Genomic DNA, 24,971 nt, shown 5'->3' with positions numbered 1-24,971 from the left:
AGTCCTGTCTGCAATCGGCCTGTGACTGCTGGAACGGATGGAAAATCCATAAGCCGTTCGACGGCTTTTCTGCGTAGTGTGACGCTTTCAGGCGGAACGTTGGCGGACAGGTCGAAGGATTCTGTCAGGGGAAAGCTTGGTCATCTTGCCGACAAAGCCCTCGCCGCCTTTCATGCGGGAAAGGCGTGCGAGCTGAAGTACCACGCAACCGCCGAAGTTCTTGAAGATATGGGATGGCTTGCCGATGTGAGGTTCGAAAATGTCCGACGGAACTCTTCTGCTTCAATCGGTCGATCCGCCTCTGTCTGCATTTTGAAAAACGCCCGCCGTTTCCGGTCGGCATGCGTCGGCTCCTCCTGGTAGCTTATGGCTTGCCGGGATGGCTCCAAGTCATCGGGTTCACACGCCGATTACGACATGCTGTTGAACCGGTCCGTGTGAGCACCGGCGACAACCCGACTGCAAAGCGCGCTTAGCGCTTCAAGATGCATCGCTTCCCTGCCGGCCAACCCGCCAGCGCCCGGCATATCGACGCGCTCGCCAAGCACCATTCCCACGGGCAACCTGAACTCGGCCGGCTTGCGGGTCAGGTTGAAGACGAAGAGCAGCTTCTCTCCATTCTTCTCACGCGTGAACGCCAGGAGATCCTGATTTGTACCGATGAATTCCATATCGCCGTCAAGCAAGGCTGGATGCCGCTTCCGGAATTCCAGCGTTCGGCGATAATGCGTGAGTACCGAGTCTGCTTCGTCTTCCTGGGTATCGACGGAAAGGGCTGCCTGCTCGTAGGGAACCGGCAGCCAGCTTTTTTCTGCCGAGGTAAAGCCTGCATGCGCCTTGCCGGCCTCCCAGGGCATCGGCGTGCGGCATCCGTCGCGGCCCTTGAAGGCGGGCCAGAAGCGGATGCCGTAAGGATCGCGCAGATCCTCGAAGGCAAGGTCTGCTTCGGCAAGTCCCAGTTCTTCGCCCTGATAAAGGCAAATAGAGCCTCGCAGCGCCGCCAGCACGGAGATTGCCAGCTTGGCGATCATCGGCCGCTCCTCCTCGGCTTTTGCGAAACGGCTCACATGGCGCTTGACGTCATGGTTGGAGAAGGCCCAGCACACCCAGCCGTCGACAACGGTCTTTTGAAAGGTATCGACGCAGTTGCGGATATGCGCGGCGGTGAAATCCGGTCCGAGCAGATCGAAGGTGTAGCACATGTGCAGCTTGTCGCCGCCGCTCGTATAGGCCGCGACAGTCTTCAGCGACCGCGCGCCGTCGCCGACCTCGCCGACCGTCGCTCGCGCTTCATATTGATTGAGCAGCGTGCGGAAGCGTTTCAGGAATTCGAGATTTTCCGGCTGCGTCTTGTCGTGGAGATGGTTCTGCATGCCGTAGGGGTTGCTGTCGGGCGCATCGAGACCGCCATCGCTCGTATCCGGCTCATGGGGCGGATTGTCGCGAAGCAGCTTGTCGCAGAAGTAATAGTTGACCGTGTCGAGCCGGAAGCCGTCGACGCCGCGGTCGAGCCAGAACTTCACGGTCTTCAACACCGCATCCTGGACTTCCCTGTTGTGGAAGTTGAGGTCCGGCTGCGAGGTCAGGAAATTGTGCTGGTAATATTGGCGCCGCACGCCATCCCATTCCCAGCCCGGGCCACCGAAGATCGAAAGCCAGTTGTTCGGCGCCGTGCCGTCGCGCTTCGGGTCGGCCCAGACATACCAGTCCGCCTTGGGATTCGTGCGGCTCGATCGGCTTTCGACAAACCACGGATGCTGGTCGGACGTATGCGAGATCACCTGGTCGATGACGACTTTTAACCCCAGCGAATGGGCGACAGCCATCATCTCGTCGAAATCGTCGAGCGTCCCGAAGATGGGATCCACGTCGCAGTAGTCCGAGACGTCGTAGCCCATGTCAGCCATCGGCGATTTGAAGAAGGGCGAGAGCCAGATCGCATCGACGCCGAGATTGGCGATATGCGGGAGGCGGCGGGTAATGCCCTTGAGGTCGCCGAGACCGTCACTGTTCGTATCCTGGAACGACCGTGGATAAACCTGATAGATGACCGCCCCCCGCCACCACTCCGCTGCCTGCATCGCCATTTGCCGGATTCTCCGCGCCATTCGAAATGCGCACAGACTAAAGCCCGGAAAACAAAAAACAACTGCGACCGATGACCTCTTTTGAACGAGACGCACACAGCAAGGAAAACGGCGTATCCGGGCTTGTCCACACCTTGAGCAACCCTCCTTCATTGGGGGTTGCAACGCCAAACCTTTGCGATAAGGTGCGCATTGACTTGCACGTAACAGGTCAAAGACCGGGAACAAACGACTAATAATAGGCAAAAAAGCCTGGAAAGGTGGCCCAATATGACCCATACAACGAAAAAATTTCTAGCCTCAGCAATGCTCGGCACATTGCTGGCTTTCTCGGCCCAAGCGGCCACGCTCAATATCCACAATGGCGGCGATCCGGCATCTCTCGATCCGCAAAAGCTCTCCGGCGACTGGGAGAATCGCATTGCCGGCGACATCTTCGAAGGACTCGTGGCTGAAGATGCCAAGCTCAACCCTATTCCGGGCCAGGCCCAAAGCTGGACCGTTTCGGATGACGGCAAAGTCTACACCTTCAAGCTGCGCGACGGCATCAAGTGGTCCGACGGCCAGCCGGTAACGGCCGAAGACTTCGTCTTCGCCTTCCAGCGCCTCATGGATCCTAAGAATGCAGCCGACTACGCCTATCTGCAGTTCACCATCAAGAATGCCGAAAAGATCAACAAGGGCGAGATCACCGATTTCAACCAGCTCGGCGTCAAGGCAATCGACGATAAGACGCTCGAGATCACGCTTGAAGCCCCGACACCGTATTTCATCGGCGCCTTGACTCACTACACCGCATACCCGCTGCCCAAACATGTCGTCGAAGCCAAGGGCGCAGACTGGGTCAAGATCGGAACCATCGTCACCAACGGCCCCTACAAGCCCGTCGAGTGGGTGCCTGGCTCGCACGTTACGACGGTCAAGAATGACCAATACTATGGTGTCAAAGATCTGAAGATAGACGGTGCGAAGTTCTTCGTGCTTGAAGACCAGGAAGCGGCGCTGAAGCGCTACCGCGCCGGCGAATTCGACATCCTTACCGACTTCCCGACCGATCAGTACGAATGGATGAAGAAGAACCTGCCCGGCCAGGCCCACGTGGCTCCGTTCTCGGGCCTCTATTATTACGTGATCAACTCGACCAAGCCGCCGTTCAGCGACAAGCGCGTCCGCCAGGCTCTTTCCATGGCAATCAATCGCGAAGTCATCGGCCCGCAGATTCTCGGAACGGGCGAATTGCCCGCTTATTCCTGGGTGCCGCCGGGTACGGCCAACTACGGCGAGCCGGCCTATGTCTCGTGGAAAGACTTGCCCTACAGCGAGAAGGTCGTCGAAGCGAAGAAACTGCTCACGGAAGCAGGTTTCGGCCCTGATCGTCCACTAACGGCACAGCTCAAGTACAACACCAACGACAACCACAAGCGCATCGCCGTGGCGATTGCCGCCATGTGGAAGCCGCTCGGCGTGAATATCGAACTCGTCAATGCCGAGACCAAGGTGCATTATGATCAGCTGAAAAGTGGCGAAGTGGAAATCGGCCGTGCCGGCTGGCTTGCCGATTACAACGATCCGGACAACTTCCTGAACCTGCTCGTTACTGGCGTTCAGATGAACTATGGCCGCTGGTCTAACCCCGAATACGACAAGCTGATCAAGGAAGGCAACGCGCAGACGGATCTGGCCAAGCGCTCCGAAATCTTCAAGAAGGCCGAGCAACTGGCGCTCGACGATTCCGCCGCCTTGCCGATCTACTACTACGTCTCGAAGAACGTCGTCTCGCCAAAGATCGAGGGCTTCGTCGACAATGTGCAGGACATCCACCGTACGCGCTGGCTGTCGATGAAAGAGTAAGGAAAACGGCCCTTCCCGCACTGCGGGAAGGGCCGGCCCACGATCATGATCAAATATGCACTCCGTCGATTGCTGTCGACGATCCCCGTTCTCTGGATCGCCGTCACAGCCTGCTTTTTCGTTTTGCGCCTTGCCCCCGGCGGCCCCTTCGATGGCGAAAGGCCATTGCCGCCGGTCATCATGAAGAACCTTGCCGCCCACTACAATCTGGATAAGCCGCTGATCCAGCAGTACATGATCTATGTCGGCGACCTGCTGAAAGGTGATCTTGGCCCGTCCTTCGCCAGCGAAGATTTCACTGTCGGGCAGCAGATCATGATCGGCCTGCCCTATACCTTCACCATCGGTACCGCCGCCTTCCTGCTCGCCATCCTTGTCGGGGTCACCGTAGGCTGTCTTGGGGCGCTTTACCAGAACAAGACGCCCGACTATATCCTGGGCGCACTCATTCTGATCGGCGTCGTGCTTCCCAACTTCCTGATCGCCCCGATCCTGCAGCTCGTTTTCGGCATCCGTCTCGGATGGCTTCCAGTCGGCGGCTGGGGTGACGGCTCCTTCAAGTTCCTCGTCATGCCGATCGTGGTTCTGGCGCTGCCGCATGCCGGCCGCATATCGCGCATCACCCGCGGCTCGATGATCGAGGTCATGAACCAGAACTTCATCCGGACAGCCAAGGCAAAGGGCATCGGCCCACGCCTGACGGTCATGCGCCACGCACTGAAACCTGCCATGATGCCCGTGGTCTCCTATCTCGGACCGGCGGCAAGCTATCTTCTCACCGGCTCGCTTGTTGTCGAGAGCGTCTTCGGACTGCCCGGCATCGGCCGCTATTTCATCACTGCAGCGCTGAACCGCGACTACGGCATGGTTCTCGGAACGGTCATCTTCTACATGGTGCTGATCGTCTTCCTCAACCTTCTCGTCGACATCGCCTATGCGTGGCTCGATCCGAAAGTGAGAAACCGATGATCCTCAACCCCGCAAAACGCGAGCTGCTCGCTGCCGAGTTGCTGCAGGCCGAAGGCCTGGCGCCCGAAGGCCGATCGCTCACCAAGGATGCGCTTCGACGCCTGGCCCGCAACAAGGCAAGCGTGATTTCCATCGCCGTGCTGGCGCTGCTCGTCCTCCTCGCCTTCCTCGGCCCTTATTTCATTCCCTTCAACTATGAAGATCCGGACTGGGCCGCCTTCCGCACACCTCCGGACTTTGCAAGCGGCCATTACTTCGGCACCGATCCGAATGGCCGCGACCTTCTCGCCCGCGTGCTTTACGGCACCCGTGTCTCGCTTGCCGTCGCGCTGACGGCAACCGTCGTCTCCGTCGTCATCGGCGTGCTCTACGGCGCAGTCTCCGGCTATATCGGCGGCAGGCTGGATTCGGTCATGATGCGTTTCGTCGATATCATGTATGCCCTGCCCTACATCCTGTTCGTCATCCTGCTGATGGTGATCTTCGGCCGTAACGTCTATCTGCTTTTTGCCGCGATCGGGGCGCTGGAGTGGCTGACAATGGCCCGCATCGTGCGCGGCCAGACGCTGTCGATCAAGCAGCGCGAGTTCATCGAGGCTGCACGCGCCTCGGGACAGAGGCCCTTCAAGATCATCCTCAAGCACGTCATTCCGAACCTCGTCGGCCCGGTGGTCATCTTTGCGGCACTCACCGTTCCGGAAATTATCGCCACGGAAAGTTTCCTGTCCTATCTCGGCTTCGGCGTTCAGGAGCCTCTGACCTCGCTCGGCACGCTGATTGCCGAAGGTACCGATGCAATGGAGAGCATGCCCTGGCTGCTGGTCTTTCCGGCGAGCTTCCTCGTCGCCCTGCTGCTCAGCCTGCTCTTCATCGGCGACGGTCTGCGCGACGCGTTCGACCCGAAGGATCGCTAAAGATGACCGACAACCTTCTCGAACTCAAAGACTACTCGATCACCTTCGAAACGCCGGACGGCCAGGTGAAGGCCGTCTCCAACATGAACCTGACGATCAAGCCCGGCGAACGCATCGCGATCGTCGGGGAGTCCGGCTCAGGCAAAAGCCAGACCTTCCTCGGCATCATGGGGTTGCTCGCCAAGAACGGCAAGACCAGCGGCCAGGCGCTGCTCGAAGGCAGGGATGTGCTGTCGCTGAAGCCAGGTGAACTCGATCAGGTGCGCGGCAAGGACATGGCCATGGTCTTCCAGGATCCCATGACCGCCTTGAATCCATCTCTCAAGATTTCGCGCCAACTGACGGAACAGCTTGAGGTTCATCGCGGTTTTACTGCGCGCGCAGCCTCTGCCGAAGCGCTCGACATGCTGAAACGGGTCGGCATCCCCGACCCCACGCGCCGCTTCAACCTCTATCCGCACGAGCTGTCGGGCGGCATGCGCCAGCGTATCGTCATTGCCATGGCACTGCTCACCAAGCCGAAGCTCCTGATTGCCGACGAGCCAACCACCGCGCTCGATGTCACCATCCAGGCGCAGATCCTCGATCTCTTCAACGATCTGACGGCCGAGATGAACACGGCGCTCGCGATGATCACCCACGATCTTGGCGTCGTTGCCGGCCTCGCCGATCGCGTCGCGGTCATGTATGCCGGCCGCATCGTCGAGGAAGCGCCGGTCGATCAGCTCTTTGAAAATCCGGCGCATCCCTATACGGCGGCGCTGCACGCGGCGATCCCGCGCCCCGACCAGGACGTCGACCAGCTCGTCGTCATTCCCGGTCGGCCGCCCAACCTGCAGCACCTGCCGAAGGGCTGCAACTTCTCGCCGCGCTGTCCGAAGGTAGAAGACGATTGCATCGATCGTCCGCCGCCGCTCGCAACGCTGGCACCGCACCATTGCGCAGCCTGCTTCCATCCCTTCCCGCGTATCGAGGAGCTTCTCAATCATGGCTGAACGATCGCTGTTGAGGGTCGAGAACCTGACGACCCAGTTCGAACTGCCCTCCAAAGGCTTCTTCAAGCCGCCGGTGATGCTGACGGCTGTCAACAATGTCAGCTTCGACTTGAAGGAGGGCCGCACCCTGGGCATCGTCGGTGAATCCGGCTGCGGGAAGTCGACGCTCGGCCGCTCCATCCTGCGGCTGCTACGCTCGCAGAAGGGCCGCATCCTCTGGCAGGGCCGCAATCTGCTGGACCTGTCGGACGAAGAGATGCGGGCTGCGCGCCGCGACATGCAGATCATCTTCCAGGATCCGATCGCATCGCTCGATCCGCGCATGACGGTCGGCGACATCATCGCCGAGCCGCTGACCGTCTTCGAACCGAAACTCTCCAGAGCGCAGCGCCTCGAACGTGTGCGCGAGATCATGGGTGCAGTCGGCCTCGTGCCGGAAATGATCAACCGCTACCCGCATGAGTTTTCCGGCGGCCAGGCACAGCGCATCGGCATTGCCCGCGCGGTCGTGACCAGGCCGAAGCTGATCATCTGCGACGAGCCGGTATCGGCCCTCGACGTTTCGATCCAGGGGCAGGTCATCACGCTCCTGCGCAAGCTCCGTAAAGAGTTCGGCCTGACGCTGATCTTCATCAGCCATGACCTGTCCGTCGTGCGGCTGATCTCGGACGACGTGTTGGTGCTCTATCTCGGCAAGGTGGTGGAAGCCGGCGATTGTCAGACGGTGTTCGAACATCCTGCACATCCTTACACGCAGGCACTGTTTTCGGCCGCCCCAATCCCCGATCCGAAGCTTGCCCGCCAGCGTACACGCATCCGCCTTCAGGGCGACCCGCCATCGCCACTGTTCCCGCCGAAGGGCTGCGTCTTTTCGCCCCGCTGCTGGAAGGCGACGGATATCTGCCGGACGGAAATGCCGCCGACCGAGCATGTCCGCCCGGGTCAAGCGGCAGCCTGTTACCACATGGACCGGTAATTCGCGTCCGCTCTGGGTCAGCTCGCGCGCAACACGCGCGTTGCCCAGCGCCTGCCCCGGGGCGGAACAATTTGCGCTCCGGGGCAGTTCTCCCCTGACAAAAGCATGCGGGGTCACCGCAGGGCTCCAAGGAGGAGAAAAATGCTCAAGCTGATATCCAATGCCGGCCTTGTATTGGCGCTGACATTTGGAGGCGCTGTCGCACCCGCGTCCTTTGCTCAGGCTCAGGACGTCCAGTTCCGCATCGGACCGGACGGCGTGCGTATCTACGATCGCGATCGCTACGATCCTTATCGAGACGACTACCGCCGGGGTTGCAGCCCGCGTGAGGCACAAATGGCCGCTCGCGATTCCGGCCTGCGCCGACCTGAGGTCGTGCGTGTGACCAGGCGTAGCGTCACGGTGCAAGGCTGGACCCGTTACGGGCCGGACCGCATCGTCTTCGCCAACCGCCGCGGCTGCCCGGAGATCGGATAGCAAACGAACGACCTGCGAGTGGAGCCCGCCCTGCCGGCGGGCTCTTCACGTCGTCGGCGAGCAGGTCCCGAAGCCGGGCGAAACGATCAGCATCATCATCGCCGGGGGCTGCGATGACTGCAAATGCGACATGCGCTTCGAACTCGACGAAGCTTCCGACCTCGATGCGACCAAGGACACGCGCGATCTCTGCCAACCTGCGAGCTACACCATCCACGAGCAGCACTCCGCCGTCAGTCTTCAGACGCGCCTCCGAACGGAGCACGGCTGGCTTTCCGACAGCTGCCGCCCGCCAAACAGCCACAAAGCGGCATTGCCAGCGCTTGCCTCCAAACGCCTCTTTGCGTAATCAGCAGACGCGGAGATTTTTCGGGAGGCAGTTTTGAACGGACGGTTCTTATCGATCGGTGAATGCATGGTGGAGCTTTCGCAGGCAGGCGGCGGCCTGCTGAGAAAGGGCTTTGCCGGCGATACGCTGAACACCGCCTGGTACGCTCGCGCCTGCATGCAGCCCGCCTGGAGCGTCGATTATTTCACCGCGCTTGGCGACGACGCCATGTCGGACGAGATGATCGCCTTCTTCGAGGAAGCCGGCATCGGCACCAAGCTCATCAGGCGCATCAAGGGCAAAGCTCCCGGCCTATACATGATCAACCTCAGGAACGGCGAACGCTCCTTCAGCTACTGGCGCGACAACTCCGCCGCCAGACAGCTTGCGGCCGATCCCGATCTATTGCGCGAAGCGATCGAAGGCTCGGACGTCATCTATTTTTCAGGTATCACGCTCGCCATTCTGCCGCGCGAAGACGCCGACACGCTGCTTGCCGAAACCCGCCGCGCCAAGGCCGCGGGTAAATTCGTCGTCTTCGACCCGAATATCCGCCCGCGCCTGTGGGCGAGCTATGACGTCATGCATACGACGATCAGCGAAGGCGCCCGCTCCTCTTCTCTCGTCATGCCGAGTTTCGACGACGAGGCCTTGCATTTCGGCGACGACTCCATCGACGCCACCATCCATCGCTACCGTGCCCTCGGCGCACCGAACGTGCTGATCAAGAACGGCGCCGACGGAGCGACGCTGAACTTCGCCGGCCAGCAGAACTTCGTGCCGGCCGAAAACGTCGACGAGGTCGTTGATACCACGAGCGCCGGCGACAGCTTCAACGGCGCGTTCCTCGCCAAGTATCTCGAGACGAAGGATGCCGTCGCCAGCGCCTGTTTCGCAGTGAAGGTTGCCGCGCGCGTCGTCAGCGAGCACGGGGCACTCGTGGCAAGGGATAAGCTCGGGCTCTGAGCCTCGATCAGCAGCCTGTAATAAATCCATCACAGAGAAGCCTCAGAATGGGCACGCGGGAATCACCTCCCCTGCGCCCGCTCGGGGGTTGTGCCGCTGCCGTTCGATACGGCGCGGCGTGGATGGAAAACGGGACAATGCTGCAACACCGTTCGAATAACTGTCGCGGCGAGAACCGGGCCGATACCGCGCCTGGAAGCTTGCCGGAGAGGCTGGTGATCGTCACCGACGCCTGGCATCCGCAGGTGAACGGAGTTGTCCGCTCGATCGAGAATACCAACCGCGAACTCGCCAGACTGGGCGTCGAAGTATCCATGGTGACGCCCGAGCGTTTCGGTAGCTTCCCCTGCCCGACCTATCCGGAAATTCGCCTTTCGATCGCCAACTACCACCGGGTCGCCCGCGAGATCGAAAAGCACGCGCCGTCCTATGTCCATATCGCCACCGAGGGCCCGCTCGGGCTGACGGCGCGGCGCTGGTGCCTGAGGAACCGCATGCCGTTTTCCACCAGCTACCACACGCGCTTCCCGGAATATGTCTCGGCCCGCCTGCCGGTGCCGAAGGGCTGGCTCTACGCCTTCGTGAAGTGGTTCCACAATTCCGGCGCCGGCTGCATGGTGGCAACGCCGAGCCTTGCCCGTGAGCTGTCGGAAAAAGGCATCCGCAACCTGATGCCCTGGAGCCGCGGCATCGACGCGGCGCAGTTCCGCCCGATGGAACTGGAAGAAAAACCCTTCGGCCTGCAGCGCCCCGTCTACATGACGGTCGGACGGGTGGCATTGGAAAAAAACCTGCCCGCCTTCCTCGATCTCGACCTGCCCGGCTCCAAAGTCGTGGTCGGCGACGGCCCTGCCCGAGGCGAGCTGGAAAAGCGCTATCCGGACGTGCTCTTCACCGGCCTGAAATTCGGCGAGGAGCTTGCCGGGATCTATGCACAGGCCGATGTCTTCGTCTTCCCGTCGCTGACCGATACCTTCGGCAACACGATCCTGGAAGCGCTCGCATGCGGCGTTCCCGTTGCCGCCTACCCCGTCACCGGACCGCTCGACATCGTCGGCGAGGATGGCGAAGTCGGCGCACTGGACGAAGACCTGCAGGCAGCCTGCCTCCGCGCATTGTCGGCCTCGCGCGAGAAGGCACGGGATCTGGCCCTTCAATATTCCTGGGAAGCGGCAACGCAGCAGTTCATCAACAACATCCGCGCCGCCAACGGCGTCATTACGCCGAAATGGAAGAAGGCCTGGCAATATGCCAGGACCTTGCCCAAAAACAGAAAGGCCGGCGACGCCGCCGGCCCGATGAAATCCGGAACCTGATCTTTTACTCCTGCAGGGCGCTGCGCAGCGTGTCGTTGGCAAGCGTGATGGCGCTGCGAACGGCCGGAGTTTCGCTGATGGCGTTCAACAGCACGAAGTCGTGGATCGTGCCGTTGTAGCGGACCGAGGTGACCTTCACGCCGGCCTGCGACAGCTTGCGGCCATAGGCCTCGCCTTCGTCGCGCAGCACGTCGTTTTCATCGGTGATGACGAGCGCCGGCGGCAGGCCGTTCAGCTGTTCCAGCGAAGCGTTGAGCGGCGTTGCCGTCGGCTCCTTGCGCTTGGCTACATCCGGCAGATAAGCGTTCCAGAACCACTTCATCGCCTCCTTCGTGAGCCACGGGCCGTTCTCAAATTGATTGTATGAGCCGGTCTCAAAGTTAGCGTCGGTGACCGGATAGAACAGTACCTGCTGATCGATGGCCGGGCCGCCGCGCTCCTTGGCAAGCAGGGTGACGGCCGCTGTCATGTTGCCGCCGACACTGTCACCGGCAACGGCGAGGCGGCTCGCATCGACCTTGAACTCCTTGGCATGCTCGACGACATATTTCGTTGCGGCATAGGCCTGCTCGATGGCGATCGGATAGCGCGCCTCAGGCGAACGCTCGTAATCGACGAAAACGACCGCGGCATTCGCGCCATTGGCAATCTCGCGCACGAGGCGGTCATGCGTATCGGCATCGCCCAGCACCCAGCCGCCACCGTGGAAATACATGACGACCGGCAGCGCAGCCCTGGCATGTTCAGGGCGGACAATCCGCAGCCTGATGCTGCCAGTCGGGCCGACCTTGATCGTCTTGTTTTCTTCATGGATTGCGAGCTTCTTCACCTCGCCCTTTTGCGCGCCGGCGAGAATATCGCGGGCCTCAGCCGGAGAGAAGGTGTAGATCGGCTTGCTGCCGGCAAGCGCGTCGATGAATTTCTGCGTGGCCGGTTCGAGCACCGGATCGGCAGCTGCGCCAAGGGCGGAGGCGGCCAGGATCGTTGCTGCGGAAAGTGCGGTCTTGATGGTCGACATTGTCTTGTCCTTTGAGGTTGCTGTGTGCTGCAAACGGCGACAACATCGCGCACGATTGTTTATTGCGCAATCAAAATCGGCTCATAGCTGCCATGCGTTAAAATCGCTTGCTATTATTTATCGTGCGATTTAGTTTGATGTGTTTGTTTTCGGAGAGAGAGCATGCAGGAACAACCAAAACTCGACAATTTCATCTGCTTTGCCATGTATACGGCAAGCCACGCGATGAACCGCGTCTACAAGCCGCTGCTCGACGCCCTCGGCCTCACCTATCCGCAGTATCTGGTGATGGTCTCGCTCTGGCAGGAAGACGGCCAGACCGTCGGCGGCCTGGGCGAGAAGCTCTTCCTGGAATCGAGCACACTCACCCCTTTGCTGAAGCGTCTCGAAGCCGCCGGCTATGTCCGCCGTGAGCGCAGTAAGCAAGACGAACGCGTCGTCGTCATCAAACTGAGCGCAGAAGGCATCGCACTGCAAGAAAGGGCCGCCGCTGTGCCCGACTGCATCGCCAGCGCTACCGGCCGGGACGCTGCCGGCCTCGCGCGTCTTAAGGCCGAGATCGTGGCGCTGCGCGAGGCACTGAACAGGAGTGTGGTGGCCTGAGAAGCGAGTGTCAGCTGTTGAGTGGCAGCCAACCCCTTCGCCTTCCGGCTTAAGACGGCCATGACATTAACTCGACGGGCTTTCTGCGAACCAGGCATCAGCGAGAAAGCGCAACGCCATGGCGGCGGTCAACGGTGCAATCGCAAATCGTGGCACCGGCTCGAACCTCCCAGCAGGCAGCGCCGCAATGACAGGAGCCAAGGGTTATCAAAGGTGCGGTTCGTGTCGGTAGTGCCATGGACTGCTTTCGCCTTTGTTCGTCCCGGCATTGGTTTGCCATGCAAAAAACCATGACTTCGCCAATTGGCGGATCATGGTCGCCTGCCCAGCAAATTTGACCTGCCAAAAACGCTGCCGATGACGCAAAAAGCCGTTTCGATGAGCATCGTGATTGGACTTCCGCGCCCGCAGGAGTCAATCTTATTTCAGGGCAAAAGCGTAAGGGGGCGGAGCAGCCATCGTCTGAATCGGAGGCTAAAATGAAACATCAAGCACTTGACCAACTGCGGACCGTCGCAAACGTCAACCCGGATCAGCCACGCCGGCCAATGTCGCGCAGCGAGCGCCTGCAGCGCTGGGCAGAGATCCTCGAGCAGTTCCCGAACCGGCATCTCTCGACACTGCACCAGACAGAATATCAGCCGGAAGCAGGGCGCGATATCATGCGCGCCGACAATTCGCCCATCTCCGTCGCGTTCAAGGATCCTGTGCTGCGTGCAGCCGGGATGGAAAACGACACCTATGGCGAAGCAAAGCGGTTTTTCGAGTTGACCGACAGGGAGTTGCACAAGGTCATCTGCTACTGCCACTTCGGCGCTACGGTAAACGCGGCAACCGCTGCCCGGCAAATTCGCTCTTTCTACGCTGAAGGAAAGCGCGGCATGCTGCATCGGCTGCGCGCGGCGTTCCTCGACTAGGAGCGCCAAGGTTTCGTAGGGTCATTGCTGGAGCGGCCCCAACGGCAGCTCCAGCCTTTGCGCGCGCCGTTCGGCGGCGCATTTGCTGAAACAGTTGCGAGAAACGGCTACCGCTTCTTCTTCGACTCGTACGGATTGTCCGGCGAGCGGTAATGGATACGTATGGGCACGCTCGGCATGTCGAAATCCTCGCGCAACCCATTGATGAGATAGCGCGTATAGGATTCGGGCAGCGCGTCGGAACGCGTGCAGGATATCATGAAGGCCGGCGGGCGGGCCTTCACCTGTGTCATGTATTTCAGCTTGATGCGGCGGCCGGAAACGGCCGGCGGCGGATGCTGCACCTGCTGCTGCTCCAGCCAGCGGTTGAGCCGCGCCGTCGAAATGCGCTTGTTCCACACCTTGTCTGTATCGATGATCGACTGCATGAGCTTGTCGAGCCCGCGGCCGGTCTGGCCGGAAATCGGAACGGCGCGGATGCCGCGTGCCTGCGGCAACAGGCGATCGGTCTTTTCGCGCAGGTCGGCGAGAACTGCCTGCGGGTCCTCGATCATGTCCCACTTGTTGAAGGCTAGAACGGCCGCACGGCCTTCACGCAGCACCAGATCGACGATGTGCAGATCCTGTTTCTCGAAGGGGATGGTCGCGTCGAAGACGACGACAACAAGTTCGGCAAAACGGATGGCGCGCAACGCATCGGCGACCGAAAGCTTCTCCAGCTTTTCGGTCACCCTCGCCTTGCGGCGCATGCCGGCGGTGTCGAACATCTTGATCGTGCGGCCGCGCCAGTCCCACTCGACAGAGATGGAATCGCGCGTGATGCCAGCTTCCGGCCCGGTCAGCAGCCGGTCTTCGCCGAGGAAGCGGTTGATAAGGGTCGACTTTCCGGCATTCGGCCGCCCGACGATTGCAACGCGTAGCGGCTTGGTGTCGTCGTAGGTCGGCTCTTCATCCTCTTCGCCCTCCACTTCGGACCGCGCAACGTCCACGTCGGTAACGGCGACGTCTTCCTTCGGTGGATAGGCGCGCTCCTTGCCGAGCGCGGCAACGATTGCGTCGCGCAGGTCGAGCATGCCCTGCCCGTGTTCAGCCGAGATCGGCGTCGGTTCGCCGAGGCCGAGCGTGTAGGCGTCGTAGAAACCGCTGTCGGAGCCTTTCGCTTCGGCCTTGTTGGCAACAAGGACCACCGGCTTGCCGCGGCGGCGCAGCATTTCGGCCAAGGCAGTATCGACCGGCGTCAGACCGGTCTTGGCATCGACGACGAACAGCGACAGGTCGGCCTCGTCGATTGCCGCTTCCGTCTGGGCGCGCATGCGGCCCAGCAAGCTTTCGGCATCTGCCTCTTCGAGGCCGGCGGTATCGACGATCGTGAACTTGAGGTCGATGAGCCGCGCATCGCCCGGCCGGCGGTCACGGGTAACGCCCGGCGTATCGTCGACGAGCGCCAGCTTCTTCCCAACCAGCCGGTTGAAAAGCGTCGACTTGCCGACATTCGGGCGACCGACGATCGCGACCGTAAAGCTCATTGGGGATCCTTAGGTTCAGCCCTGCGCGGCGGGCGCCTTGCCGGATGCGGTGATATTATCAAGCATGATCTGGGCGCGGTTTGCAATATTGCGCGGGCTTGCGGCATCGTCGGCGATAGCCTGATACCACTGGCGGGCCTGCCCCATCTTGCCGGCCTTGTAGGCAGCAAGGCCCAGCGCTTCGCGTGCGGAGTGGCGGAAGGCGTTCGCCGGAATGGCCATATCCTCCACGGCGCCGGAAACCTGCTCGTAAGTGCCGTTTTCGATCAGCAGCCAGCCGGCGCGCATCCTGGCGGCATCGCGGACGGCTTCCGGAACGGACTGGTCCTTGCCGATCGCTTCGAAGTCGGAGATGGCCGCGGCATTGTCGCCCTTCTGCGCACGAACCGAGGCTGCACGCATGCGGGCGAGAACCGGATAGGCGCCGTGGCCTTCCTTTTCGAGCGTGGCAAGCGCGGCAAGCGCTTCGTCGCTCTTGTTCTCGTCGGCAAGCTTCATCGCCGCCAGGAACTGATCGCCGGTGCCGGACGAGCGGTTGTCGTCCCAGTAGTCAAAGGCGACTTTGCCTGCCGTACCGACCACGATCAGAACGGCGATGGCGATGACGTAGCGGCCGAAACGGCGCCAGGCGCCCTTCATCTGGTCGGAACGAAGTTCCTCGTTGACTTCACGGATGAAGCTGTCGTCGTTGAATGCCATTCTCGTCTCCGGCACGGATAAGCCCACTGCATGCGTTGCCGCATATTGTCGGGCCTTCTACTCCATTTTGCGGCACTTGTAAGGGGGATCGCAAAGATTCGTCACACGGCAAGCGGCGAAACGCCGATCAGCCATTCGTGCACTCTCCAGATCAGCAGCGCCCAGGCAACAACGCCGATGACGGCTGCATAAAGGTCATACTTGGCTGAAACGAAGGGCCGCAGCACCAACTCGCCTGCCCGCTCGCGCCGCTTCAGGGAGATGCGCAGGATGACGCCCCAGGCAAGGAAGGCCGCAAACAAGAGAACGGACGAGGTCTCCCCATTGGCAAAAAGATGCGAAAGCGCCCAGATCTTCACCGAGAGCACCATCGGGTGCTTGGTCCGAACCGCGATGTGCCCCGCCGGCAGCAGCGAGGCGGCAAGACAGATGAGCGCAATCAGCATCAGCGTCACGGCGATATGCGCCATCCACACCGGCGGCATGTACAGCATGCCGGTCACCTGTCGCGCCTGGCCAAAACCGTAGATGAGGAGGACCAGCGAAAGAAGGCTTGCGATCGAATAGGCGATCTTCCAGCCGTTCTCCCCGAGGCTTGCAATCATCGATTGGCGCAGACCCGGCGCGACCACCCGCACCAGATGGATACCGAGGAAAAGTATGATGCCGACGATAAGCAAGGCCATGGCGCGCGTCTCCTGTCCGTTTCCCGAGGCTTAGCTGCAGCCGCAGGAAAATGCCAGCGGCACCGCAGCTTTGCCGCAATTCTGTAACACGGAAGCCGCAAACAAATTGTCGCGGTGCTCATGTTTCGTTTCATTTTCCCTGCTTGCCTTGCCTTTTCCTTTGTCGCCCCCCTTCCCGCCCAGGCAGTCGACCAGCCGCCGAAGCAGCTGGTGATCGTGTCTTTCGATGGCGCCCATGACAATGCGCTGTGGCACAAGAGCCGCCAAATGGCAGCAAGGAATGGCGCCCACTTCACCTATTTTCTATCCTGCACGTTCCTGATGAATCAGGCTGCGAAGAAAGCCTACCAAGCTCCTCATCAAAAACGCGGAAAGTCCAATGTCGGCTTTGCCCAAAGCGACGACGAAATCCGCGAGCGGCTCGGCAACATCTGGCATGCGCATCTCGAAGGCCACGATATTTCGAGCCACGCCTGCGGCCACTTCGACGGCCGCAAGTGGAGCGAGGCCGATTGGTCGACCGAATATACGACCTTCAAGGCAACGCTGAAGAACGCCTGGAAAAGCGTGGATCTTGAAGAGCCGCGAGGCTGGCTGGATCTGGTCGAGCACGGCATCAAGGGTTTTCGCGCACCCTATCTTTCCGTGACGGCGGGCGGCGACATGATCGCTGCGCAGAAGAAGGCGGGCTTTACCTATGACGCCAGCCTCGTTACCAAGGGGCCGGCCACGCCCGTCGTCGAAGATGGCATCGTCCGCTTCGGCCTGCCACTGATTCCCGAAGGTCCGAACGCCAAGCCGGTTATCGCCATGGACTACAACCTCTTCATCCGCCACTCCAAGGGTGAAGAAGACAAGACGGACAGCAAGGTCTTCGAAGATCGCGCCTACACGGCTTTCAAGGAAGCATTCGACAAGCAATATGCCGGAGACCGCATTCCCCTCCAGCTCGGGTTCCACTTCGTGGAGATGAACGGTGGCGCCTACTGGCGCGCGCTCGATCGCCTGGTGAGCGACGTCTGCCGACGAACGGACGTTGCCTGCGTGAGCTACGCGGAAGCGATACCGATGATCGAGGCGCGAGCCAAATTGAGGCAACAGGAGACTTCGGGACTTTAAGCATCGCCTCCCGCTCCCTTTGAAACTCCGGCCGCGGCGCGCCACCCTTGCTGATCCCGGTCTTGATCAGCGCCACCGCCACCGTCCGATCTTTCCAGTGAGGCAAACGTCACCACGAGTGCCGGCCGGCGCATGAAGGGACAGGTTGAAACGGGACGCTTCAGCTTAGCTGCCAACCCAGGTCTTAGTCTAGCCGTCCGGTTGCACGACGCCCTCACGCTCGAGATAGCGCTGATCGATCTCGGGCAACGGCTCGTCGTCGATCGCCGCCTCGAAGGCCCTGAGACGCTTGTAAATCGACAAAAGCTCGATGATGGTCGTCCAGGAATTGACGAGATACTGGAAGGAGTTGCTGACCTGGCCGAAGGCCGTCAGAATCTGCTGATAGATACCATAGGTGATTTTTCCCGCCACGATCGTCGGCACCAGCATGAAGGTGACGAACAGCGCGTCGGCCTGCAGATAGAAGTACCGTGCAACATTGAAATAGAGATAGTGGAAATACATCCGGAAATAGTTGCGGCGGACGTTGGCGAAGAGCTCGTTGACCGTCGGCGGCTGAGCCCTGTCGGCATAATCTTCTCCGTATACCAGCTCCTTGCGGTAAGCGGCTTCCACGCGCTGGTTGCGGAAGTTCAATCCCGGCAGCTTGATACCGGCGACGGCGAGAAGCACCGTTCCGAAGGCGGACCAGAAGAGGGCCAGCCAGAACAGCGTATGCCCAATTTCACCGACGACCGGCAGTTCGGAGACGTAGCTTGAAAGGGCAAACAGAATCGGCAGGAACACGATGAGCGTCATCACCGAATTGATCAGGTTGATGCCGAGCCCTTCGAGAATGCTCGAAAAACGCATCGTATCTTCCTGAACACGCTGCGCAGCACCCTCGATATGGCGAAGCTTCTCCCACTTGGACATGTAGAAATCATTCATGGCCGTCCGCCAGCGAAACACATAATGGCTGGTGAAGAAGTCGGTGACGATCGAAACGAACATGCTCAGAAACGCGATCTGCGCAAAGATCAACATCAGGCTATAGAAGTCCCAGACAGTGACAGGGGCCGTTTTCGCCAGAGCGTTCTGCAGCGTATCACCGAACGGACGGCGCCAGTTGTTGATGGCAACGGAAATCTGAACCCCGAAATATGTCGCCAAGATAATGAGCGCAGAACCCCATATGGACCAGATCCTCCAGGGATGATCTTTTGCTCGCAGGTGCCAAAAACCGCAGAAGAGACCAACGCATATCAGGAAGAAGGCGTAAAAGAACAGATTGTCGGGCAGGAGAAAAAAGTCGAGTCCGATTGGGGGCTCCTGCCCCTCGGGAAGCGGCCCGAAACCCAGAGAAAGACCCGTCGACTCTCCGATCCCATACCAGATGGCGATGCAGATAAGTGCCCAGATGGCTACTGACGGGAAGAAGAGTTTCGGCTGCGGGAAGAAGGAATGGAACACGAGCAGTCGCTTTCCTGAACTGGAATCTGTGGAGCATCAGCTAACTGATTGTGCCGGAAACTATGGCAGTTCGAAGAAGGCAGCAATGGGTACGGCCCATTGTTACGCATTTGTAACGGCTTATCCCAATCTCTTGATGACGGGCAGCACGAGGGCGGCGCACAAGATAAGGGCTGCGGCAGCGATAAAAGTCGGCGTGGTGAAGCTTCCGGTCTGCTCGGCAATCCAGCCGGCAACGATGGGACCGATAATCTGGCCAAGACCGAAGGCGGCGGTCATTGTCGCGAAAATGCGTCGCGCGCTTTCTGGAACCAGCTTGCGGCCGATCTGCAGCCCATAGGCGGTGATGGCGAGGAAGGTGGCGCCGAAGAGAGCGCCGCCGACAAGGGGCGCCATCGAATGCGGCAAAAGCACGGTTGCAAGAACCCCGACCGCCTCCGTCAGCAGGGCGGCGACATAAACCCAGCCAAGGCCAAGCGGATATACCAGCGGCCGCCATGCAAAAAGCGCAACGGCTGCCGTGAGCCCAGCGATGAACCAGCAGAGGAATTCGACCGTCTGCCCCGACGCGTCCATGCGCGCGATTGTGACAAGAAAGGTCGCGGTAATCACGTAGCCGAAGCCGAAGATGCCATAGGAAAGCGTAAGCAGAGCCACCGGCAGCTTCCAGACGATCGGCGGCTCCTTGCCGGCATTGCCCGAGCGTACCGGCGCCGATGGCAGCAAAACCCAGACGGCGGCGAGGCTGATTGCCGAAAAGATCGCACCGCCGATCCAGTCGGCTCGCCAGCCGGAAGCGCCGGCAAAGAAAAGACCGCTCAGCATCACCATGACCGAAGAGAGCGCAATGCCAGCACCTGGGCCACCGAAATGCGCCGCCTGAACGTGGTCGTTGCCCGCTCCAGCGCCATGGCTCAAGACAATCGACGAGGTGAAGATCATCGCAAATGCACTTGCCAACCCGGCCAGAAAACGGATGGCAGCGAAGACTGGAACGGAATTCGTGGCGGCCATGGCGGCAAGCAGCAGAGCGTTCGCCAGAAGCGCCGAGAGCGCGACCTCGCGTTCACGGCCGGCGGCCCAGCTGTAAGTGGCAAGCACGGCGCCTGTAAGATAGCCTGCGAAGTTGGCAGAAGCGATGAAGCCTGCATCGGCCGCCGAAAGCGGCACGCCGCTCATCATACCGGGCAAGATCGGCGTATAGGAAAACCGCCCGAAACCCATGGCGGCCGACATCGCGATCATGCCGGCAAGCGCCGTCCGGAAGAGGTTCACTGGCTCGGTATCGCTGCGTAGCAACATGTTGGCCTTATCGCGCTGCACAACGGCAGCGACAAACGAGAAAATCTGATCGATCTATCAATTCCACAAATACTCGGCGCCCCGACGAGCGGCCACGTCACGGCCAGGACCTCACCAGACCTGGAGGAGCGCACGGGCGGCTTTTAGGTTCCAAGCCCCGGCGTGATCTATCCCCGCGCCGACAGAAGGCGGGAGTCCGGATCGAAGGCACCACGAAGCTCGACAAGATCACCGAACGCGGCAGGCAACAGCCCGGCAGGATCACGCCAAGATCCAGCACACGCCGAACAACCTCGAGCGCATCTGCGAAGAGATAACTTCGGTCAACCGCATGTTCCCGACCGAAATCGCCGCTAAAGCCCGCCGTCCGGCAGCGTCAAGATCAGCGGCCCGTTCCGGGTCGCCACCACCGTGTGCTCGAACTGCACGGTCGGCGCCTGCGGGTCGGCGTAGAGCGTCCAGGCATCGTCGCCGCCCTCGGCCCATGTCGCGCCGAGCGACAGGAAAGGCTCCACGGTAAAGACGAGGCCCTCCGTCATCATCCTCTTCTCGGAAGGATCCGGCCAGGTGGAAAGCTCGGCCGGCTCCTCGTGCAACGAGCGGCCGACACCGTGGCTTGCAAGGTTGGCGACCAGCGTATAGCGGTTCTTTGCCGCAAAGGCGCCGACGGCCTTGCCGATCTTCGAAAGCGGCTCGCCGGCCTTCACCTGGTTGAGGCCGACCCAGAGCGCCCGCTTGCCATCGCGGCAGAGCCTCTCGATCTTCGGCTTGACGGGGGGCACGGTGAAGGAGGCACCGGTATCGGCGAAGAAACCGTCCTTTTCGGCCGAGACGTCGATATTGATGAGATCGCCCGGGCGGACCATTCGCGATCCCGGAATGCCGTGGGCGATCTCCTCGTTGACGCTGATGCAGGTCGCACCCGGAAACTGATAGCAGAATTCCGGCGCCGAACGCGCGCCCGCATCCTCAAGAACCTTGCGGCCGATCTGGTCGAGTTCCAGCGTCGTCATGCCGGGTTCGACTGCTGCCGCCATCACCTGAATGGCATTGGCGCAGATGCGGCCGATCTCCTTAAGCTTTGTCAGTTCGTCGTCGTTTTCGATTACCATTGCTTTTCCCGCCTGCCGCAAGAGCAGGCCATTTCCGGGTTCAGGCCGTGGCTTTCGCCCCTTCGCCCGTGCCAGTCAATGCCTTTCTGACAAGCGGGGCCACTTTCGTGCCGTAGAGCTCGATGCCGCGCATGACCTGATCATGGGGCATGAGGCCGATCGCCATCTGCAACAGGAAGCGGTCGTTTCTGAAGATCGAGTGATGTGCGACGATCTTTTCGGCAACGACCTGAGGGTCTCCGACGAAGAGCGCGCCGGAAGGCCCGCGCGACATATCGAAATGCGCCCGGCTCGTCGGTCCCCAGCCTCGCTCGCGGCCGATGCGGTTCATGACCTCGGCCTGCGGTCCGTAGAATTGATCGGCGGCCGCATCCGTCGTGTCGGCGATGAAACCGTGGACGTTGATGCTGGTCTTCAGCTTCGACTGGTCCTGTCCTGCCCGGCGCGCTGCCTCGCGATAAAGATCGAAGAGCGGCGCAAAACGGGCCGGCTCGCCGCCGATGATTGCAAGCGCCACCGGCAAGCCGAGCGCACCGGCGCGCGCCACTGATTGCGGCGTGCCTCCGACCGCGATCCAAAGCGGCAGCGGGTCCTGCAGCGGGCGCGGATAGACACCGCGTCCGTTGACCGGCGCCCGCAGCTCGCCCTGCCATTTGACGGTCTCGCTTTCGCGTAGCGTCATCAGCAGCTCGAGCTTCTCTTCAAAAAGCTGGTCGTAGTCTTCGAGGTTGTAGCCGAAGAGCGGAAAGGATTCGATGAACGAGCCGCGCCCTGCCATGATCTCGGCACGGCCGTTTGAAATCAGATCAAGCGTCGCAAACTGCTGGAACACGCGAACCGGATCGTCAGAGGAGAGCACTGTCACGGCGCTGGTCAACCGGATATTCTTCGTCTTGACCGCAGCTGCGGCAAGCGCAACGGCGGGCGCGGAGACGGCATAGTCGGGCCGGTGATGTTCGCCGAGCCCGAAGACGTCGAGCCCCACCTGATCGGCAAGTTCGATCTCCTCGATCAGATGCTTGAGCCGCTCGGCTCCCTCCGCACCCTTGCTGCGTTCAGGGTTCGGATTGACGTCGGCAAAGGTATAAAGGCCCAATTCCATAATCGGCATCCCGTTGAATGTGCCCATGGAGATAAGAAGACAAAGGGCAGAGGGCAACCGGAAATTCTGGAACGGACCGTTCGATGAAGTTGATGGGTAATTGCCCTCTTCTCAAATGGAAAGCTGCAACTCCGCTCATGGGCTGCACAGGCCGACGCCAGCCAGCCGGTTTCCTGTGATGCTCGCCTGAACAGCAGCCGCTCGTCTGGCTGCAAAAACTCGTATTTCTCCTGTAAAACAACCCACTTCGCCGCTTCAACGGAATCAGTTTCCCAACAGCTTCACAATGAAGATGATCACCGGTCAGGAAACCGAGCGTTCAGCCCGATCTCCTGCTCCACTGTGGAAAGTCAGTTGCGGGCCAAAACCTCGACAAGCTGATCGGCAGCCTTGCCCCACCCTTCGTAAAAGCCCATCTTTTCGTGCTCTTCCTTGTCTTCGGCCCGCCAATGCAATGCCTTGGCGGTGTACTTGGTACGGCCGTTGCCGAGGTCCTCGAGCAGCACCACGGCAGTCATGAACGGCTTTTCAGATGGAACCCAGGCACTGGTATAGGCGTCCGTCAGGACGATCTTCTCGTTTTCGACGACCTCCAGATAGACACCGTGGTTTGGAAATTCCTGGCCTTCCGGGCTGCGCATGACGACAAGGCTCGCCCCCCCGGGGCGGACGTCGTTCTCGACCTTGGAGACTGTCCAGGGGCGCGGGACGAACCATTCCTTCATAAGTTCCGGATCGGTCCAGGCCTTGAATATCTTTTCTCGCGGGGCGTCGAATTCGCGCACCAGAACGAGTTCATGTTTTGCATCGGCAATCATTTCAGCATACCTCCTGTTGAGCGAAACCTGTTTTCCATCAGGTTGGTACAAAGACGCCTGGCCATTTGCCGTTCCGACATCGCCCACGATTTTTTCTTGAAATTTATTTCGCAACCGGGTGTGCCGGCTCGCTCTGAAGCTTGTCGATCTGCAGGCGGATGTGAGCCGCTTCGGCAGCGGAATTTGCAAGCGCGATCGCACGGTCGAAGGCTTCGCGCGCCTCCTTCGCCCGGCCCATCTGCTTCAGCAGACCGCCGCGCAGGCCATGATAGTAGAAGTAGCCGTCGAGCTTTTCACCGAGCTTTTCGACGAGGCGCAAAGCCTCCTCCGGTCCCTTGAGCTTCGAAATCGCAACCGCCCGGTTGAGCGTGACGACCGGAGACGGCTGCAGGCGCTCGAGCACGCTGTAGAGCAGATCGATTTCTTCCCAGTCCGTATCTTTGGCTTGCTTGGCACGGGAATGGATGGCCGCAATCGCCGCCTGCAACTGATAGGGTCCGGGCCGGCGGTGGCGGATCGCCTTGTCGAGCAGATTGAGCGCTTCGTTGATCAAGGCATGATTCCAGCGCGAGCGGTCCTGATCTTCGAGCAGCACCAGTTCGCCATTTGCGTCGAAGCGCGCCTCTCGCCGCGAGATCTGCAGCAGCATCAGCGCCAACAGACCCATGATTTCCGGATCGCCCGGAAAGATGCGAAGCAGGAGGCGCCCGAGCCGGATCGCCTCGTCGCTGAAGGCAGCGGCCTCGCGTTTCGGATCGCCCTGCGAATAGCCCTCGTTGAAGATCAGGTAGATCATCGTCGAGACGATCGACAGACGCTCCGCCCGCTCCTCGGGACCCGGCGTTTCGAACGGCACGCCGGCTTTCGAAACGCGTGCCTTGGCCCGGGTAATGCGCTGCTCCATGGCACTTTCGCCGACCAGAAAGGCGCGCGCGATCTGCTGCACGGAGAGCCCTGAAACGATGCGCAGTGCCAGAGCGATCTGCTGGGTGGCCGGCAGGTCCGGATGACAGCAGATGAAGAGCAGCCGCAGGATATCGTCGCGATAGTTGGATTCGTCCAGCCGGTCGGCGATATCGCTTTCCGTATCCTCCTTGTCAGAAATCAGCTCTTCGTCCGGCAAAGCCTGGGTCTTTGCCCGCCTGCGCACCGCATCGATACCGCTGTTGCGGCCGACGAAGATCAGCCAGGCGGTCGGATCACGCGGCGGGCCCTTGTCCGGCCAGGTGCGGATCGCCCGCAGACACGCCTCCTGAAACGCTTCCTCCGCAATGTCGAGATCGCGGAAGTAACGCAGCAGTGCTCCGAGCGCCTTCGGCCGGGCCGCAGTCAGTGCAACGTCGATCCAGGCGATATCCGTCATGTCGAGGCTTCTCCCGGCCGGAAAACGTAAAACGGCCGAATTTCATAGGACGTCGAGCCTGGATTGACCGCCGACAGCTCCTTCGAAAAAGCGATCGCCTCGTCAAGGGTTGCGAAATCGACGACGTAGAAACCGAGAAGAGCTTCCTTGGTTTCTGCAAAAGGACCGTCGAGCACGAGCGGTTCTTCCTTACCCTTGCGTACGGTGGTCGCCGCCGTCGTCGGCATCAGCCGACCGGTCGGACCGAGTCTTCCGGCTTGAGCCAGGGGGGCCTGTACGGCATGGAGCTTTGCCATGACGGCGTCTTCTTCCTCCTTCGACCAGGAGAAAACCGTCTCTTCATTGGCATAGCAAAGGATCGCGTAAAGCATC

General features: G+C 60.7%; 24 protein-coding genes. 12 read left to right on the top strand and 12 right to left on the bottom strand.

Going from position 1 to position 24,971, the window contains the following annotated elements; genetic code table 11:
* Positions 1–410: 410 nt before the first annotated feature.
* Positions 411–2,087 carry a beta-galactosidase BglA gene (gene bglA / locus EV130_RS24815; RefSeq protein WP_132661844.1) on the bottom strand — a complete coding sequence of 559 codons (1,677 nt, stop codon included), beginning with the start codon at positions 2,085–2,087 and terminating at the stop codon, positions 411–413.
* 270 nt (positions 2,088–2,357) lie between these two features.
* On the opposite strand from bglA, the gene EV130_RS24810 reads away from it, so the two are divergent.
* The 9 genes from EV130_RS24810 (at position 2,358) to EV130_RS24770 (ending at position 10,879) form a co-directional block, all read left to right on the top strand.
* Positions 2,358–3,938, top strand: coding sequence for a peptide ABC transporter substrate-binding protein (locus EV130_RS24810; protein WP_132553164.1), 1,581 nt, complete (start codon positions 2,358–2,360; stop codon positions 3,936–3,938).
* Positions 3,939–3,983: 45 nt separating this feature from the next.
* Positions 3,984–4,907, top strand: coding sequence for an ABC transporter permease subunit (locus tag EV130_RS24805; RefSeq protein WP_022714146.1), 924 nt, complete (start codon positions 3,984–3,986; stop codon positions 4,905–4,907).
* Positions 4,904–5,821, top strand: coding sequence for an ABC transporter permease subunit (locus tag EV130_RS24800; protein WP_074061904.1), 918 nt, complete (start codon positions 4,904–4,906; stop codon positions 5,819–5,821). The genes EV130_RS24805 and EV130_RS24800 overlap by 4 nt, the downstream gene beginning before the upstream one ends.
* A 2-nt stretch (positions 5,822–5,823) precedes the next feature.
* Positions 5,824–6,816, top strand: a complete 993-nt coding sequence (locus EV130_RS24795) for an ABC transporter ATP-binding protein (RefSeq protein WP_074061905.1) — start codon at positions 5,824–5,826, stop codon at positions 6,814–6,816.
* Positions 6,809–7,792, top strand: coding sequence for an ABC transporter ATP-binding protein (locus EV130_RS24790; protein ID WP_132661842.1), 984 nt, complete (start codon positions 6,809–6,811; stop codon positions 7,790–7,792). Before EV130_RS24795 ends, EV130_RS24790 begins: the two co-directional genes overlap by 8 nt.
* 141 nt (positions 7,793–7,933) lie before the next feature.
* Positions 7,934–8,269: a hypothetical protein gene (locus tag EV130_RS24785; protein ID WP_132553166.1), complete on the top strand. Its 336-nt coding sequence runs from the start codon at positions 7,934–7,936 to the stop codon at positions 8,267–8,269.
* A gap of 130 nt (positions 8,270–8,399) precedes the next feature.
* Positions 8,400–8,618 carry a hypothetical protein gene (locus EV130_RS24780; protein ID WP_074061908.1) on the top strand — a complete coding sequence of 73 codons (219 nt, stop codon included), beginning with the start codon at positions 8,400–8,402 and terminating at the stop codon, positions 8,616–8,618.
* A 33-nt stretch (positions 8,619–8,651) separates the two neighbouring features.
* A complete protein-coding gene (locus tag EV130_RS24775) occupies positions 8,652–9,563 on the top strand; it encodes a sugar kinase (RefSeq protein WP_074061909.1) in 912 nt (303 codons plus the stop codon).
* A 137-nt stretch (positions 9,564–9,700) separates the two neighbouring features.
* Positions 9,701–10,879, top strand: a complete 1,179-nt coding sequence (locus tag EV130_RS24770; RefSeq protein ID WP_074061910.1) for a glycosyltransferase family 4 protein — start codon at positions 9,701–9,703, stop codon at positions 10,877–10,879.
* A gap of 4 nt (positions 10,880–10,883) precedes the next feature.
* On the opposite strand, the gene EV130_RS24765 is transcribed toward EV130_RS24770, so the two are convergent.
* On the bottom strand, positions 10,884–11,897 hold the full coding sequence (locus EV130_RS24765) for an alpha/beta hydrolase (RefSeq protein ID WP_074061911.1): 1,014 nt from the start codon (positions 11,895–11,897) through the stop codon (positions 10,884–10,886).
* A 162-nt stretch (positions 11,898–12,059) separates the two neighbouring features.
* On the opposite strand from EV130_RS24765, the gene EV130_RS24760 reads away from it, so the two are divergent.
* Together EV130_RS24760 and EV130_RS24755 are read left to right on the top strand one after the other, a co-directional pair.
* Positions 12,060–12,500 carry a MarR family winged helix-turn-helix transcriptional regulator gene (locus EV130_RS24760; protein ID WP_074061912.1) on the top strand — a complete coding sequence of 147 codons (441 nt, stop codon included), beginning with the start codon at positions 12,060–12,062 and terminating at the stop codon, positions 12,498–12,500.
* Positions 12,501–12,979: 479 nt separating this feature from the next.
* Positions 12,980–13,417 carry a hypothetical protein gene (locus EV130_RS24755; protein WP_074061913.1) on the top strand — a complete coding sequence of 146 codons (438 nt, stop codon included), beginning with the start codon at positions 12,980–12,982 and terminating at the stop codon, positions 13,415–13,417.
* Between the two features lie 107 nt (positions 13,418–13,524).
* On the opposite strand, the gene der is transcribed toward EV130_RS24755, so the two are convergent.
* The 3 genes from der to EV130_RS24740 all read right to left on the bottom strand — a co-directional run bounded on the left by der (position 13,525) and on the right by EV130_RS24740 (position 16,328).
* A complete protein-coding gene (der, locus tag EV130_RS24750) occupies positions 13,525–14,943 on the bottom strand; it encodes a ribosome biogenesis GTPase Der (protein ID WP_074061914.1) in 1,419 nt (472 codons plus the stop codon).
* Between the two features lie 15 nt (positions 14,944–14,958).
* On the bottom strand, positions 14,959–15,642 hold the full coding sequence (locus EV130_RS24745; protein ID WP_132661840.1) for a tetratricopeptide repeat protein: 684 nt from the start codon (positions 15,640–15,642) through the stop codon (positions 14,959–14,961).
* 101 nt (positions 15,643–15,743) lie between these two features.
* The gene (locus EV130_RS24740) at positions 15,744–16,328 is read right to left on the bottom strand and encodes an NnrU family protein (RefSeq protein ID WP_074061916.1); all 585 of its coding nucleotides are present in this window, start codon (positions 16,326–16,328) and stop codon (positions 15,744–15,746) included.
* A gap of 120 nt (positions 16,329–16,448) precedes the next feature.
* Here EV130_RS24740 and EV130_RS24735 point away from each other — a divergent pair, with 120 nt between their 5' ends.
* Positions 16,449–17,447 (top strand): polysaccharide deacetylase family protein, encoded by a 999-nt coding sequence (locus EV130_RS24735; RefSeq protein WP_132661838.1) that lies wholly within the window; start codon positions 16,449–16,451, stop codon positions 17,445–17,447.
* Positions 17,448–17,636: 189 nt separating this feature from the next.
* Here the strand turns inward: EV130_RS24735 and sbmA are convergent, their stop codons facing one another.
* The 7 genes from sbmA to EV130_RS24700 form a co-directional block, all read right to left on the bottom strand.
* A complete protein-coding gene (sbmA, locus tag EV130_RS24730; RefSeq protein ID WP_132661836.1) occupies positions 17,637–18,902 on the bottom strand; it encodes a peptide antibiotic transporter SbmA in 1,266 nt (421 codons plus the stop codon).
* 120 nt (positions 18,903–19,022) lie between these two features.
* A complete protein-coding gene (locus tag EV130_RS24725) occupies positions 19,023–20,204 on the bottom strand; it encodes a YbfB/YjiJ family MFS transporter (protein ID WP_132661834.1) in 1,182 nt (393 codons plus the stop codon).
* Positions 20,205–20,557: 353 nt separating this feature from the next.
* Positions 20,558–21,316: a type I methionyl aminopeptidase gene (gene map, locus EV130_RS24720; protein ID WP_074061920.1), complete on the bottom strand. Its 759-nt coding sequence runs from the start codon at positions 21,314–21,316 to the stop codon at positions 20,558–20,560.
* A 40-nt stretch (positions 21,317–21,356) separates the two neighbouring features.
* Positions 21,357–22,418, bottom strand: coding sequence for an LLM class flavin-dependent oxidoreductase (locus tag EV130_RS24715; protein WP_132661832.1), 1,062 nt, complete (start codon positions 22,416–22,418; stop codon positions 21,357–21,359).
* Between the two features lie 350 nt (positions 22,419–22,768).
* A complete protein-coding gene (locus EV130_RS24710; RefSeq protein ID WP_132661830.1) occupies positions 22,769–23,236 on the bottom strand; it encodes an SRPBCC family protein in 468 nt (155 codons plus the stop codon).
* A 103-nt stretch (positions 23,237–23,339) separates the two neighbouring features.
* On the bottom strand, positions 23,340–24,599 hold the full coding sequence (locus EV130_RS24705; RefSeq protein WP_074061923.1) for an RNA polymerase sigma factor: 1,260 nt from the start codon (positions 24,597–24,599) through the stop codon (positions 23,340–23,342).
* Entirely contained in the window at positions 24,596–24,970 is a 375-nt protein-coding gene (locus tag EV130_RS24700; RefSeq protein WP_074061924.1) for a YciI family protein, read from the bottom strand. Before EV130_RS24700 ends, EV130_RS24705 begins: the two co-directional genes overlap by 4 nt.
* Position 24,971: the final 1 nt, after the last annotated feature.

Source organism: Rhizobium azibense (assembly GCF_004342325.1).
Taxonomy (GTDB): domain Bacteria; phylum Pseudomonadota; class Alphaproteobacteria; order Rhizobiales; family Rhizobiaceae; genus Rhizobium; species Rhizobium etli_B.
This window is presented reverse-complemented; position numbering and strand designations above follow the sequence as displayed.